This is a genomic window from Aeromicrobium sp. WCS2018Hpa-31, from assembly GCF_031843905.1.
Lineage (GTDB): Bacteria > Actinomycetota > Actinomycetes > Propionibacteriales > Nocardioidaceae > Aeromicrobium.
In genome coordinates, this window is sequence record NZ_JAVTJF010000009.1 from 109,207 (window position 1) to 122,539 (window position 13,333).

Below are 13,333 nucleotides of genomic sequence, written 5' to 3' on the forward strand. Positions count from 1 at the left end.
GGAGTCACGCGTCGAGGCGTGCCGTGCCGTCGGCGGGCTCGGCCTCGGCGTCGAGGGGGTCGTAGCGGTCGCCGGGCAGGGCCAGGAGTCCTGCGGCGGCGCCGACGAGGCACAGCACGCCGACGACGACGCACGCCAGCTCGAGGCCGTCGAGGAACGACGCGTCGACCACCGCGGACAGGCCGGGGACCTGGGACGCGGCGACGTCGGCGAACCCGACGGAGTCGGCGGCCCGGTCGAGGACCGTCCCCTCGACGCGTCCTTCGAGGGCCGAGCGGAGCGCGTCGGCGTACCGGGAGGCGAACATCGAGCCCACGACGGCGACGCCCAAGGTGCCACCGAGCTCGCGGGTCGCGTCGTTGACGGCCGATCCGACCCCGGCGCGTGCGGGCGGGAGCACCTGCATGATCGACTCCGTGGCCGGTGTGCTGACCAGTCCGATCCCGATGCCGAGCATGAGCATCTGCGGCACGACGACGGTCGGGTAGTCCACGTCGGCCGGGATCTGCGAGATCCAGAGGAAGGCGCCACCCAGCAGGGCGAGGCCGGGCGCGACGACGAGCTTCGTGCCGATGCGCGGCGCCAGCTGGGCGCCGACGATCGAGGCGACCGCCAGGGAGAGGGCGACGGGCAGGAAGCGCAGGCCGGTCTCGAGCGGCGTGTAGTCACGGATGAACTGGAAGAACTGCGTGATGAGGAAGATGAAGCCGAAGAGCGCGAAGAACGCGATCGTGACCGCCGCGCAGGCGGCGCTGAACCGGCGGTCGAGGAACAGGGTGACGTCGATCATCGGGTGCTCGACCGCCCGCTCGATCGCGATGAACGCGGCGATCAGTGCCGCGGCGACGGCGAACCCCGTCAGCGTCTCGGTGCTGCGCCACCCGTGCTCGGGTCCTTCGATGATCGTGTAGGTCAGCGTGCCCAGGGCGGCGACGGAGACGGCGAAGCCGTACCGGTCGATGCGCGGCACCGACGGGTCGCGTGACTCCGGGACGAACGCGATCGCCATGCCCATGGTGGCGACGGTCAGGGGCACGAGCGCCCAGAAGACGCTGTGCCAGGAGTAGTGCTCGAGCAGGATGCCGCCGACCACAGGCCCGATGGCGACGCCGACCCCGACGGAGGCGCCCCACAGACCGAGAGCGGACGCACGTGCGCGCCGTTCGGTGAAGGTGTTGGCGATGATCGACAGCGTCGTCGGGAAGATCACGGCGGCGAAGACGCCCATGGCGAACCGGAGCGCGATCAGCTGCCCGCTGCTGTCGACCAGCGCGGCGGCGCCGCTGCTCAGTCCGAAGCCGGCGAGGCCGAGGACGAGGGCGGGCCGACGACCGAACCGGTCCGACAGGCTGCCCATCGCCAGCACGAGGGCGGCGAAGGCCAGGTTGTAGCCGTCGACGATCCACAGCAGGTCACGCGTGCCGGCGTCGAGCTCGTCCGCGAGCGACGGCAGCGCGATGTTCACGATCATCGTGGAGAGGTTGATCGTCAGCGTCGCGAGGCACACGGTGAGCAGGATCAGGGACTTCCGGGGCATGCGCGCTCCTCGAAGTTGATGGCGTCAACATCGAGCATGAGGGCTAGTGTTGTCGCTGTCAACATCAGAGCCGTCCTTCGCTAGGGTGGTGCCATGGCAACCCCCGCGTACCACCACGGCAACCTGCGCGAGGCACTCGTCGACGCCGCGGTCGACGCCGCCCGCGAGCGAGGTGCCGACGGCCTGGCGCTGCGCGACCTCGCGCGCCGGGTGGGTGTCTCGCACAACGCCGCCTACCGGCACTTCGCCAATCGCGACGACCTGGTGGCGGAGGTCGCGGGCCGCGTCATGGACCGCCTGGTCGAGACGATGCAGCGGCGCTGGGCCGACGTCGACACCGACGATCCCGTGCTGCGGGCGCGCCGTCGCCTCGCGGCGGTCGGGCGTTCGTACGTGGAGTTCGCCGTGGGCGAGCCCGGCCTGTTCTCGCTGGCGTTCTCCAGCGTGGCGGTCTCGACGGACCTGGAGGGAGCCGGTCCCTACCTGCTGCTGGGCCAGGCCCTGGACGAGCTGGTCGAGGTCGGGTTCCTGTCGGCACAGGCTCGCCCGGGTGCGGAGATCACGTGCTGGTCCGCGATGCACGGGTTCTCCGTGCTCGCCGTCGACGGCGCCGTGCGCGGTGCGTCCGACGCCGAGCGGGAGGCCGCTCTGGAGACCGTGCTCACCGCGATCGACCGGTCGTACGGAGCGACGACCGGCACCGAGACGCGCGCCGGCGACCTGCTGCCGTAGCCGTCGTACCTCGTGAGGAGTCCCGAGGCGCGGGTTCAGGCGGGCCAGTCGACGCTGAGGTACTGCGTCTCGGTGTACTCCTCGAGGCCCTCGCGGGCGCCCTCGCGGCCCAGACCGCTCTGCTTGACGCCGCCGAACGGGGCCGACGGGTCGGAGACGAGGCCGCGGTTCACGCCGACCATGCCGGCGTCGAACGCCTCCCCGAGCCGGATCGCTCGCTGCAGGTCGCGCGAGAAGACGTAAGCGGCCAGGCCCATCTCGCTGGCGTTCACGAGCCGGAGCAGCTCCTCGTCGTCGTGCCACGTGACGATCGGGGCCACGGGGCCGAACAGCTCGTGGTCGAGGATCGCGGCGTCGGCCGGGACGTCCACGAGGACCGTCGGCGCGAAGAAGTGGCCGGGTGCGGCGGGCAGCTCGGCGCGGTGGCTGACGCGCGCGCCGGCCCGCACCGCCTCGTCCACCACAAGGCCCAGGGTCTCGACCGCCGTGGTGGAGATGAGGGGGCCGACCGTGGCGCCGCTGCGTGCCGGACCGACGGTCAGCCGCTCGACCTCGGCGCCGAGGCGCTCGACGAACGCGTCCACGACGTCGGCGTGCACGTAGAAGCGGTTCGCCGCCGTGCAGGCCTGGCCGCCACCGCGGAACTTCGCGACCATCGCGCCGGCCACGGCCGCGTCGACGTCGGCGTCGTCCGCCACGACGAACGGGGCGTTGCCGCCCAGCTCCATCGACGCGTTCACGACGCGCTCGGCGGCCTGGCCCAGCAGGATCGAGCCGACGCGGGTGGACCCGGTGAACGAGATCTTGCGGACCCGCGGGTCGGCGAGCCAGTGACCCACGACCCCGGCGGCGTCGGTCGTCGGCACCACGTTCACGACGCCGTCGGGCACGCCGGCCTCGGTCAGCAGACGGGCGACGGCCAGGGCCGTCAGCGGCGTCTCGGCGGCGGGCTTGAGCACCACCGTGCAGCCGGCTGCGAGGGCCGGCGCGATCTTGCGCGTGGCCATCGCGGCCGGGAAGTTCCACGGCGTCACGAGCGCGGCCACGCCGACGGGTCGGTGCGTCACGATCGTGCGCGTGCCACCGGCGGGGGAGGAGCCGTAGTCGCCGTGAGGGCGCACCGCCTCCTCGGCGAACCAGCGGAAGAACTCGGCGGCGTAGACGACCTCGCCGCGCGCGTCGGTGACGGACTTGCCGTTCTCGCTGACGATGAGGTCGGCCAGCCGGTCGGTGTCGCGGATCATCAGCTCGAACGCCCGGTGCAGCACCACCGACCGCTCGCGCGGCGACGTGCGACGCCACGCCACGAAGGCGTCCGCGGCGGCGTCGACGGCCGCGGTGGCGTCGCCCAGGTCGCCGTCGGACACCTGGGCGACGACCGAGAGGTCGGCCGGGTCCACGACGTCGAAGGACCCCGAGCCCCCGGCCCGCCAGACGCCACCCACGAGCACGCCACGGGTCGGGTCGAGGGCCTCGACGTGGGCGGACGTGACCTGCACGCTCATCGGGTCTGCCCGGACCGCGGCGCGGCCGCGAAGGCCGCCTCCAGCACGTCGAGGCCCTCGCCGAGCAGGTCGTCGCCGATGGCCAGCGGCGGGAGGAAGCGCAGCACGTTGCCGTAGGTGCCGCAGGTCAGCACGATGACGCCCTCGGCGTGGGCGGCCGACGCCACGGCCTTGGCGAGGTCGGGGTCAGGGTCGGTCGTGCCCGGCCTCACCAGCTCGACGGCGATCATCGCGCCACGGCCGCGCACGTCACCGAGCCGGTCGTCGCGCGCCTGCAGGGCTCGGAGCCGCTCCGTCATGAGCGTCCCCACCTCGCGGGCCCGCTCGACGAGTCCCTCGGCCTCGATGGTCTCGATCGCGGCCAGCGCCGCGGCGCAGGCGAGCGGGTTGCCGCCGTAGGTGCCGCCGAGCCCGGCGACGTGCGCGGCGTCCATGATCTCGGCGCGGCCCGTCACCGCCGACAGCGGCAGGCCGCCGGCGATGCCCTTGGCCGTGACGATCAGGTCGGGGACCACGCCCTCGTGGTCGCAGGCGAACAGGTCGCCCGTGCGCGCGAAGCCGGTCTGCACCTCGTCGGCCACGAACACCACGTCGTTCGCGCGGCACCACGCGGCCAGTGCGGGGAGGAAGCCCGGCGCCGGCTCGATGAAGCCACCCTCGCCCTGGACGGGCTCGATGACGATCGCGGCGAGGTTGGCGGCTCCCACCTGCTTCTCGACCACGTCGAGCGCGCGGGCGGCCGCGGTCGCTCCGTCGAGGTCGCCGTCGCGGAACGGGTAGGAGAGCGGGGCGCGGTAGACCTCGGAGGCGAACGGGCCGAAGCCGTGCTTGTACGGCATCGACTTCGCGGTCATGGCCATCGTGAGGTTCGTGCGGCCGTGGTAGGCGTGGTCGAACACGACGACGGCCTGCCGCTTGGTGTGGGCGCGGGCGATCTTGACGGCGTTCTCGACCGCCTCGGCGCCGGAGTTGAACAGGGCGGTGCGCTTGACGTGGTCGCCCGGGGTGAGCCGGTTGAGCGCCTCCGCGACGGCCACGTAGCCCTCGTAGGGCGTGACCATGAAGCAGGTGTGCGTGAACGCGGCGACCTGCTCCTGCACGGCCGCCACGACGCGCGGCGCACTGTTGCCGACCGTGGTCACGGCGATGCCGGACCCCAGGTCGATGAGGCTGTTGCCGTCGACGTCCACGACGATGCCGCCCCCGGCCTCGACGGCGAAGACGGGCATGGTCGTGCCCACGCCGGCGGCGACTGCGGCGTGCTTGCGGGCCATCAGCTCGCGCGAGCGCGGTCCGGGCAGCTCGGTGGCCAGGTGGCGCTTCTGGACGACGGGCGGTCGCACGGACATGGGTTCCTCCTGGGACGCGGTGACCACGCCAGTCTCCCGCCGGTCACATCATGCCGTCCAATGCCGATGTCGGATCAAGTCGATGTCTCACAGGCATATGATGGGCGGATGGAGCTGCGCACCCTCACGTACTTCGTCGCGGTGGTCGACGCGGGGACCGTGAGCGCGGCGGCGGACCGCGTGCGGGTGACCCAGCCGTCGCTCTCGCGACAGGTCCGCCAGCTCGAGCGCGACCTGGGTGTCGACCTGTTCGAGCGGCACGGCGGAAGGCTGGTGCTGTCCTCCGCGGGTCGCAGCCTGCTGCCGCTGGCCCGCGACGTCCTGGCCTCGGCCGACGCCCTGCGCACCGCTGCCCGGGTGCGGGCCGAGGGCGGTCTGGACCGCGTGACCATCGCCGCGCCCGCCACCACGCTCACCGACGTCGTGTCACCCTTCCTCGCGAGCCTCGCCCCCGACGACCCGACGCCGTCGGTGGTCGAGACCGACCCGCTCGACGTCGACGAGGCGCTGCGTCGGGGTGCCGACCTCGTGGTGACCACCCGACGCCCGCGCCGACCGCTGCGCTCGGCCGCGCTTCCGGAGCTGCCGGTGTGGGCGTTCGTGCCGGCCGACCACCCGTGGGGCGACCGCGAAAGGGTCGGGCTCGCCGAGCTGCTCGAGCAGGTCGTGGTCACCGTGCCCCGGACGTTCGCGGCCCGGCAGGTGCTCGACGCGGTGGTCGAGCGCGAGCAGCGCTGGCCGGCGTCGCTCGTGGAGGCGAGCAGCGGCACCGTGGCGCAGGCGCTCGCCGCCGCTGGTCGCGGCGTGGCGGTGGTCTCCGACGACAGCAGGTACGGCCTGCACGGACTGCGTGTCCGGGCCGGGGGAGCCGACCTCACGGTCCGGCTGTTCGTGGCCTGGTCCTCGACGCATCCCGCGCAGGAGACGCTCGCCGCCCTGGCCGACCGTCTGCGGACCTTCGTCGTGGACGCCTACCCGGGCGCGGGTCCCGCCTGATCACAGTTCCGAGCTTCCAGTGCCCGGCGCGGGTCAGACCAGCACCGTGAAGGGCAGTCCCGGGCACGGGACCTGCGCCGTGAAGTCGCCGCGGTCGACCGGCTCGCCGGCGAACAGGTGCACGTGCGAGGACAGGACCACGCGGTCGTGGTCGTTCACGAGCGTCGCGTCGGCGGCGCGGAAGACCTCGAGCAGCGACCGCTCGACGGTCTCGGCCAGCACGTCCGCCCCCATGACCCCGAGCATGCGCCCGTCCCGCTCCACCGGGACCGTCGAGGTGAGCATGAACTCGTCGGTGCACACGTAGTCGATGTACGGACCGGTCACGTGCGACGCGTGGGTGCGCTGCGGGGTGCGGAACCACTCCTGGCGGCTGTAGTCCGTCGACTGCACGAGGGCGATGGAGTCGGGGATGAGCCCCTGGTCGTCGCCCTGCCACCACGCGAGCAGGTAGGTCTCGTCGGTGAGGATCCCCGGTGACACGACGAAGCCGGCGCCCACGGTGTGCGGGTCGGCGAGCACCTCGAGGGCGTGGGGGCGCGACGCGGTGAGCACCCGTGCCGCGTCGACGGGGCCGTCGAAGAGCGGGGCCAGGGCCTCGCCGCTCTCGCGCAGCGTCACCAGCAGCGGGTGGAACAGGTCCTCGACGGCCTGCACGCAGGCGGCGACCTGCGGGGGCACCGCGGTGTCGGGGCCCGGTGCCTGGGCATCCGGGCGTTGCGCGTCCGAGTGCTGGGCGTCGGAGTGCTGGGACATAGCGCTCACCTGATCCTTGCGTGGAGCTCGGCGAGCTCGCCGAGCAGTCGTCGCACCCGGGCGCGCACCACGCGTCGGGCCTCGTTCCCGTCGTGGCTCGCGATAGCGGCGAGCAGGGCTGCGTGGTGGTCGCGCAGGGCGGCCTGCTGGTCCGCGTGCCCGAACCCGAGTCGCAGGAGCCCGCCGAACTCCATCTCCAGGCGCATCACGTCGCGGGCCAGGTGGGCCGAGTGCGAGAGCGCCGCCACGGCGAGGTTGAGCTCGGTGTCGACGTGGCGCCACGTGGCCGCGTCGTCGGTGTCGTCGGGGGGCAGGATCGCCCGCAGGTCCTCGATCTCCTCGACGTTGGCCCGCTCGGCGGCCAGCTCGGCACAGCCGCTCAGCACCGTGGCGTAGTGGATGCCGTGGTCGGCGATGTCGACGCGGGTCATGGCGGCCACGCGACGCTCGAGGACGTCGTCGGCCGCGCCGACGGGGCGGGTGACGAACGAGCCGCCGCCGCGCCCGCGCGTGGTGGTGACGAGGCCCTGCGCGCGCAGCGACACGAGCGCCTCGCGCGCCGTGACGGTGGCGACCCCGAGCATGCTCGCCAGCTCGGACTCGCTGGGCAGTCGCTCACCGTCCTCGAGGATCCCCGAGCGGATCGCCTGCGCCAGGCGCTGCTCCACGCGGACCGCGCGGCCGAGCTCGCCGATCGGCGCGAACACGGCGGTCCGCGCCCGGGTCGAGCGTCGACGGACGGCGGCCATGGATCTCCTCGTGTCCTCGGACCGGCCGGGCTGCCGGTGCGCACATGTTTACCGGATCGTGACACGAAGGTGTGGACATTTAACATCCAAGACCATATGTTTTGCGGCGGAAGGTGATCCGCACCACTCCTCCCGACCGTCAGGACGGACGGGGAGAACCCGTCGAAGGAGCCCGATGACCGGCACCGGCGCCACCCCCGCGATCCGACTGAGCGGCCTGCAGAAGCACTTCGGCGAGGTCAGGGCCGTCGACGGCGTGGACCTGGAGATCGCCGACGGCGAGTTCTTCTCGATGCTGGGTCCGTCGGGGTCCGGCAAGACCACGGTGCTGCGTCTCGTGGCCGGCTTCGAGCAGCCGACCGCGGGCTCGATCGAGCTCGGCGGCCGCGACGTCACCGGCTCGGCGCCCTTCGAGCGCGACGTCAACACCGTGTTCCAGGACTACGCGCTGTTCCCGCACATGAGCGTGCTCGAGAACGTGGCCTACGGACTGCGGGTGCGTGGCGTCGACCGCCGCGAGCGCCGGTCCCGTGCGCTCGAGGCCCTCGAGACGGTGCGCCTGCAGCACGTGGCCGACCGTCGCCCCACGCAGCTCTCGGGCGGCCAGCGCCAGCGCGTGGCCCTGGCCCGGGCCGTCGTGGTCCGCCCGAAGGTGCTCCTGCTCGACGAGCCCCTCGGCGCCCTCGACCTCAAGCTCCGCGAGCAGATGCAGGTGGAGCTCAAGCAGCTGCAGCGCGAGCTCGGCATCACCTTCGTCTTCGTCACCCACGACCAGGAGGAGGCGCTCACGCTCAGCGACCGCGTCGCCGTCTTCAACGAGGGGCGGATCGTGCAGCTGGGCAGCCCCCGGGACGTCTACGAGACCCCGGTCGACGAGTACGTCGCGTCGTTCGTCGGCACGTCGAACCTCTTCGACCCCGACGCCTCGCGCACCGTCCTCGGACGGGAGGGTCGCTACGCGCTGCGGCCGGAGAAGATCCACCTCGCGGCCTCCGGCACCGCGAGCGACCCGGTCGACGGTCGCGACAGCGTCCGCGGCGTCGTCGCCGAGACCATCTACCTCGGCATCGGTCGGCGCGTCGTCGTCGACACCGAGCAGGGCGCCCGTCTGGTCGTCCTCGAGCCCTCCACCGCCCTGGCGGCGGTCGAGCGGGGCGACGCCGTCGTCGCCTCGTGGCGCCACGACGACCTCGTGACGCTCACCTGATCCCCCCACCACACCCACAGAAGAGAACGGAATCCGAGATGATCCCCACGACCAGCAGAGGCCGCGTCGGCGCCATCGCCGCCGCCGTCACCTGCAGCCTCGCTCTCGCCGCCTGTGGCGGGGGCTCCGACGACGACGCCGCCACGGGTGCACCCACGAAGCTCGGCAAGACCGAGGGCCAGGTCTCGATCCTGGCGTGGCCCGGCTACGTCGAGGACGGCAGCAACGACCCCGACGCCGACTGGGTCACCTCCTTCGAGGAGGAGACCGGCTGCAAGGTCACGAGCAAGGTCTACGGCACGTCCGACGAGGCGTTCAACCTCGCCAAGTCCGGCGACTACGACGTCGTCGCCGCGTCCGGCGACCTCACGCTGCGCATGATCGCCGCCAAGGCGGCCGCCGAGGTCAACACCGACCTGGTGCCGAACTACGAGAAGGTCTTCGACTTCCTCAAGGACCAGGAGTGGAACACCGTCGACGGCAAGAACTACGGCGTCCCGCACGGCTACGGCGCCAACCTGCTCATGTACAACGCCGACGTCGTGAAGGACGAGCCGACGTCGTGGGACGTCGTGTTCGACAAGTCCTCGCAGTACAAGGGCAAGGTCACGGCCTACGACTCGCCGATCTACATCGCCGACGCCGCCATGTACCTCATGTCGACGCAGCCGGAGCTGAAGATCGAGAACCCCTACGCCCTCGACGAGAAGCAGCTGGCCGCCGCGGTCGACCTGCTCAAGGGCCAGCGCACCAACGTCGGCGAGTACTGGTCGGACTACCTCAAGGAGGCCTCGGCCTTCAAGACCGGCGACTCCGTGGTGGGCACCACCTGGCAGGTCATCGCGAACACGATCGACCAGGACAACGTGAAGGTCACGGTGCCGAAGGAGGGCGTCACGGGCTGGAACGACACCTGGATGATCGCCGCCAAGGCCAAGAACCCCAACTGCGCCTACAAGTGGCTCGACCACATCGAGGACCCGGAGACCAACGCGCAGGCCACCGAGTACTTCGGCGAGTCGCCGAACAGCGAGGAGGCGTGCGACTTCGCGAGCGAGGGCTTCTGCGAGACGTACCACGCCGGCGACAAGGCCTACTCGGACAAGATCTGGTACTGGCGCACGCCGATCGCCGAGTGCCTCGACGGCCGCACGGACGTCGAGTGCACCGACTACTCGGACTGGACCAAGGCCTGGACCGAGATCAAGGGCTGACGTGACCCAGTCGACCACGTCCGAGGTGGCCGTCCCGTCCCTGTCCGGGACCGGGGCGGCCACCCGCCGGGCCTCCTCCTTCCTCGCCACGCGGCCGCGGCTGAGGCTCGGGCTGTTCCTGACCGCGCCGCTGACCTGGCTCGTGCTCGTCTACGTGGTGGCGCTCTCGGCGCTGCTCGTGACGGCGCTGTGGTCGGTCGACAGCTTCACCGGTGAGATCGACCGCGGCCTCACCCTCGACAACCTGCGCGAGGTCGTCACCAACTCGCTCTACCGCACGGTCACGCTGCGCACGCTCGGTGTCGCGGCCCTGGTGACGGTCGTCGACGTCGCGATCGCGCTGCCGATCGCCTTCTACATGGCCAAGGTCGCGTCGCCGCGTGCCCGACGTCTGCTGGTGGTCGCGGTCCTGACGCCCCTGTGGGCGAGCTACCTCGTCAAGGCGTTCGCCTGGCGGTCGCTGCTCAGCGAGGGCGGCCTCGTCGACTGGGTGCTGAACCCGTTCGGCGGCCAGACGCCCGGCTACGGGCTGACCGCCGTCGTGCTCACGCAGGCCTACATCTGGCTGCCGTACGTCATCCTGCCGATCTTCGCCGGCATGGAGCGCGTCCCCGACTCGATGCTGGAGGCCGCGGGCGACCTCGGCGCCTCGGCGGGCACCACCGTCCGGACCGTCGTGATGCCCCTGCTGCTGCCCTCGGTCGCCGCGGGCTCGATCTTCAGCTTCTCCCTCACCCTGGGCGACTACATCAGCGTCAACATCGTGGGCGGTGCCAACCAGATGCTCGGCAACCTGGTCTACACGAACGTCGGCGCGGCCAACAACCTGCCGCTCGCCGCCGCGATCGCCCTCATCCCCATCGTCGTCATGCTCGGGTACCTCGCGGCGGTCCGCCGCACGGGCGCCCTGGACACCCTCTAGGAGCGCGTCGTGACCCTCAGTCCTCTCGCGCGCCGTCTGCTGCTCGGCGTGACCGGCCTCGTGCTGGTGCTCATGTACGCGCCGCTGCTGGTCGTGGTGGCCAACTCCTTCAACCCCGACCCGTCGATGACGTGGCCGCCCGAGGGGTTCACCACCCAGTGGTGGGTGCGCGCGTTCCACAGCGCGGGCGCCCGCGACGCGGTGCTCACGAGCGTGCAGGTGGCGCTCGCCTCGACCGCCGTGGCGCTGCTGCTCGGCACGCTCATGGCCTTCGCGCTGCAGCGGTTCGCGTTCTTCGGGCGCAACACGGTGAACCTGCTCGTGATCCTGCCGATCGCCCTGCCCGGCATCGTCACCGGCGTGGCGCTGAACAACGCCTTCCGCGGGATCCTGGCCATCGAGCTGGGCGTGGCCACGCTGATCGTCGCGCACGCCACGTTCTGCATCGTCACGGTGTTCAACAACGTCATCGCCCGGCTGCGCCGCATGGGCGGCAACCTGGAGGAGGCCTCGGCCGACCTGGGCGCGGGTCTCTGGACGACGTTCCGACTCGTCACGTTCCCGCAGCTGCGCTCGGCGCTGCTCGCCGGTGGCCTCCTCGCCTTCGCGCTGAGCTTCGACGAGATCATCGTGACCACCTTCACGGCCGGGCCCGGCACCACGACCCTGCCGATCTGGATCCTCAACAACCTGTTCCGTCCCAACCAGGCGCCCGTCGTCGCGGTCGTGGCCGTGGTGCTGATCGTCGTCTCCGTGGTGCCGATCTGGATCGCGCAGCGCATCGCCGGCGAGGCGGAGACGGTTCGATGAGCGGCGCACCCGTGCCGCCGCTCGTCCCCGGGCCGAGGACCCGCGCACCGCGTAACGTCGGACTCCCGACCTCACGACCAGCCACCACCGTCCGCCCCTGATCGAAGGAGCCCCCGATGAGCCTCTACGCCGTCACGAACCCCGCCACCGGCGAGGTCGTCCAGGAGTACCCCACCGCCAGCGACGCCGACGTCGAGAACGCGGTCACGGCCGCCCACGAGGCGTTCCGCACGTGGTCGCGGTCCTCCACCGTGGCCGAGCGGGCCGAGCTGGTGCGCCGCGTCGGCGCGCTGCACCACGAGCGTCGCGACGAGCTCGCCGCCATCATCCAGCGCGAGATGGGCAAGCCGCTCGAGGAGTGCCTGGGCGAGGTCGACTTCTGCACCGCCATCTACGACTTCTACGCCGACAACGCCGAGGCGTTCATGGCCGACGAGCCGCTCGAGCTGCTCGAGGGCGAGGGATCGGCCGTCGTGAAGCGCACGGCCGTGGGCGTGCTGCTCGGCATCATGCCGTGGAACTTCCCGTACTACCAGATCGCACGCTTCGCGGGCCCCAACCTCGCGACCGGCAACACGATCGTCCTCAAGCACGCACCGCAGTGCCCGGAGTCCGCCGCGGCGCTCGAGCGGATCTTCCTCGACGCCGGCTTCCCCGAGGGTGCCTACGTCAACGTCTACGCCACGAACGAGCAGGTCGCCGACGTCATCGCCGACCCGCGGGTCCAGGGCGTCTCGCTCACCGGGTCCGAGCGCGCCGGTGCGGCGGTGGCCGAGATCGCCGGTCGCCACCTCAAGAAGGTCGTCCTCGAGCTCGGCGGGTCCGACCCGTTCGTGGTGCTGGGCACCTCCGACCTCGACGACACGGTCGACAAGGCCGTGGCGGCGCGGCTCGACAACACCGGCCAGGCCTGCAACGCGGGCAAGCGGTTCATCGTCGTCGAGGACCTCTACGACTCGTTCGTCGAGAAGTTCACCGCCAAGATGCTCGCGGCCGCCGAGGGCATCGCGCCGCTGTCGTCCGTGGCCGCGGCCGAGCGGCTGGCCGACCAGGTGGAGCGTGCCGTCGAGCAGGGTGCGCACCTGGAGAGCGCGGGGGAGCGCGACGGCGCCCACTTCCCGCCCGGTGTGCTCACGGGCGTGAAGCCCGGTGACGACGCCTTCCACGAGGAGCTGTTCGGCCCGGTCGGCATCGTGTTCAAGGTCGGGTCGGAGCAGGAGGCCGTGGAGCTCGCGAACGACACCCCGTTCGGTCTCGGCTCCTACGTGTTCACCGACGACGCCGACCAGGCCCAGCGGGTGGCCGACCGCATCGAGGCCGGCATGGTCTTCGTCAACGGCGTCGGCGCCGAGGGTGCCGAGCTGCCGTTCGGCGGCGTCAAGCGGTCCGGGTTCGGCCGCGAGCTCGGACGCTTCGGCATGGACGAGTTCGTCAACAAGAAGCTCATCCGCACGGTCGGCTGAGCACCGGACCTCGACGAGGTGGGCGGTCCCGCGTCATGGACGGGGTCCTGCTCCGTCCCAGTAGGTGCCGGTCCCGCTCGGCAACAGGGCGGG

The 13,333-nt window shown here is 71.8% G+C and carries 12 protein-coding genes; 7 read left to right on the plus strand and 5 right to left on the minus strand.

The window, feature by feature from the left end:
• Positions 1 to 4 precede the first annotated feature (4 nt).
• Entirely contained in the window at positions 5 to 1,537 is a 1,533-nt protein-coding gene (locus RQG84_RS13100) for an MFS transporter (RefSeq protein WP_311210376.1), read from the minus strand.
• A gap of 93 nt (positions 1,538 to 1,630) precedes the next feature.
• On the opposite strand from RQG84_RS13100, the gene RQG84_RS13105 reads away from it, so the two are divergent.
• The gene (locus RQG84_RS13105; RefSeq protein ID WP_311210377.1) at positions 1,631 to 2,269 is read left to right on the plus strand and encodes a TetR/AcrR family transcriptional regulator; all 639 of its coding nucleotides are present in this window, start codon (positions 1,631 to 1,633) and stop codon (positions 2,267 to 2,269) included.
• Between the two features lie 35 nt (positions 2,270 to 2,304).
• Here the strand turns inward: RQG84_RS13105 and RQG84_RS13110 are convergent, their stop codons facing one another.
• Both RQG84_RS13110 and gabT read right to left on the minus strand, forming a co-directional pair.
• Positions 2,305 to 3,774, minus strand: a complete 1,470-nt coding sequence (locus RQG84_RS13110; RefSeq protein ID WP_311210378.1) for an NAD-dependent succinate-semialdehyde dehydrogenase — start codon at positions 3,772 to 3,774, stop codon at positions 2,305 to 2,307.
• A complete protein-coding gene (gene gabT, locus RQG84_RS13115) occupies positions 3,771 to 5,123 on the minus strand; it encodes a 4-aminobutyrate--2-oxoglutarate transaminase (RefSeq protein WP_311210379.1) in 1,353 nt (450 codons plus the stop codon). Before gabT ends, RQG84_RS13110 begins: the two co-directional genes overlap by 4 nt.
• 108 nt (positions 5,124 to 5,231) lie before the next feature.
• Between gabT and RQG84_RS13120 the strand changes: the two genes are divergently transcribed.
• A complete protein-coding gene (locus RQG84_RS13120) occupies positions 5,232 to 6,119 on the plus strand; it encodes a LysR family transcriptional regulator (protein WP_311210380.1) in 888 nt (295 codons plus the stop codon).
• 33 nt (positions 6,120 to 6,152) lie between these two features.
• On the opposite strand, the gene RQG84_RS13125 is transcribed toward RQG84_RS13120, so the two are convergent.
• Both RQG84_RS13125 and RQG84_RS13130 read right to left on the minus strand, forming a co-directional pair.
• Complete coding sequence (locus tag RQG84_RS13125; protein ID WP_396135317.1) at positions 6,153 to 6,875, minus strand: cache domain-containing protein; 723 nt, start codon at positions 6,873 to 6,875, stop codon at positions 6,153 to 6,155.
• A gap of 5 nt (positions 6,876 to 6,880) precedes the next feature.
• Positions 6,881 to 7,624, minus strand: coding sequence for a GntR family transcriptional regulator (locus RQG84_RS13130; protein ID WP_311210382.1), 744 nt, complete (start codon positions 7,622 to 7,624; stop codon positions 6,881 to 6,883).
• A 175-nt stretch (positions 7,625 to 7,799) separates the two neighbouring features.
• Here RQG84_RS13130 and RQG84_RS13135 point away from each other — a divergent pair, with 175 nt between their 5' ends.
• From RQG84_RS13135 to RQG84_RS13155, 5 genes are all read left to right on the plus strand, one after another.
• Positions 7,800 to 8,831: an ABC transporter ATP-binding protein gene (locus RQG84_RS13135; protein WP_311210383.1), complete on the plus strand. Its 1,032-nt coding sequence runs from the start codon at positions 7,800 to 7,802 to the stop codon at positions 8,829 to 8,831.
• Between the two features lie 38 nt (positions 8,832 to 8,869).
• Positions 8,870 to 10,045: an extracellular solute-binding protein gene (locus tag RQG84_RS13140; protein ID WP_311210384.1), complete on the plus strand. Its 1,176-nt coding sequence runs from the start codon at positions 8,870 to 8,872 to the stop codon at positions 10,043 to 10,045.
• Between the two features lies 1 nt (position 10,046).
• Positions 10,047 to 10,967: an ABC transporter permease gene (locus RQG84_RS13145; RefSeq protein ID WP_235493043.1), complete on the plus strand. Its 921-nt coding sequence runs from the start codon at positions 10,047 to 10,049 to the stop codon at positions 10,965 to 10,967.
• Between the two features lie 9 nt (positions 10,968 to 10,976).
• On the plus strand, positions 10,977 to 11,777 hold the full coding sequence (locus RQG84_RS13150) for an ABC transporter permease (RefSeq protein ID WP_055964139.1): 801 nt from the start codon (positions 10,977 to 10,979) through the stop codon (positions 11,775 to 11,777).
• A 116-nt stretch (positions 11,778 to 11,893) separates the two neighbouring features.
• Positions 11,894 to 13,240 (plus strand): NAD-dependent succinate-semialdehyde dehydrogenase, encoded by a 1,347-nt coding sequence (locus tag RQG84_RS13155; RefSeq protein ID WP_311210385.1) that lies wholly within the window; start codon positions 11,894 to 11,896, stop codon positions 13,238 to 13,240.
• The last annotated feature ends 93 nt before the right edge of the window (positions 13,241 to 13,333 follow it).

What these genes read in the sequence shown, in the direction of transcription:
- RQG84_RS13130 (WP_311210382.1), bottom strand. Translation starts at nt 7,624, where the DNA reads ATGGCCGCCGTCCGTCGACGCTCGACCCGGGCGCGGACCGCCGTGTTC.
- RQG84_RS13155 (WP_311210385.1), top strand. Translation starts at nt 11,894, where the DNA reads ATGAGCCTCTACGCCGTCACGAACCCCGCCACCGGCGAGGTCGTCCAG.
- RQG84_RS13100 (WP_311210376.1), bottom strand. Translation starts at nt 1,537, where the DNA reads ATGCCCCGGAAGTCCCTGATCCTGCTCACCGTGTGCCTCGCGACGCTG.
- RQG84_RS13120 (WP_311210380.1), top strand. Translation starts at nt 5,232, where the DNA reads ATGGAGCTGCGCACCCTCACGTACTTCGTCGCGGTGGTCGACGCGGGG.
- gabT (WP_311210379.1), bottom strand. Translation starts at nt 5,123, where the DNA reads ATGTCCGTGCGACCGCCCGTCGTCCAGAAGCGCCACCTGGCCACCGAG.
- RQG84_RS13140 (WP_311210384.1), top strand. Translation starts at nt 8,870, where the DNA reads ATGATCCCCACGACCAGCAGAGGCCGCGTCGGCGCCATCGCCGCCGCC.
- RQG84_RS13125 (WP_396135317.1), bottom strand. Translation starts at nt 6,875, where the DNA reads ATGTCCCAGCACTCCGACGCCCAGCACTCGGACGCGCAACGCCCGGAT.
- RQG84_RS13110 (WP_311210378.1), bottom strand. Translation starts at nt 3,774, where the DNA reads ATGAGCGTGCAGGTCACGTCCGCCCACGTCGAGGCCCTCGACCCGACC.
- RQG84_RS13105 (WP_311210377.1), top strand. Translation starts at nt 1,631, where the DNA reads ATGGCAACCCCCGCGTACCACCACGGCAACCTGCGCGAGGCACTCGTC.
- RQG84_RS13135 (WP_311210383.1), top strand. Translation starts at nt 7,800, where the DNA reads ATGACCGGCACCGGCGCCACCCCCGCGATCCGACTGAGCGGCCTGCAG.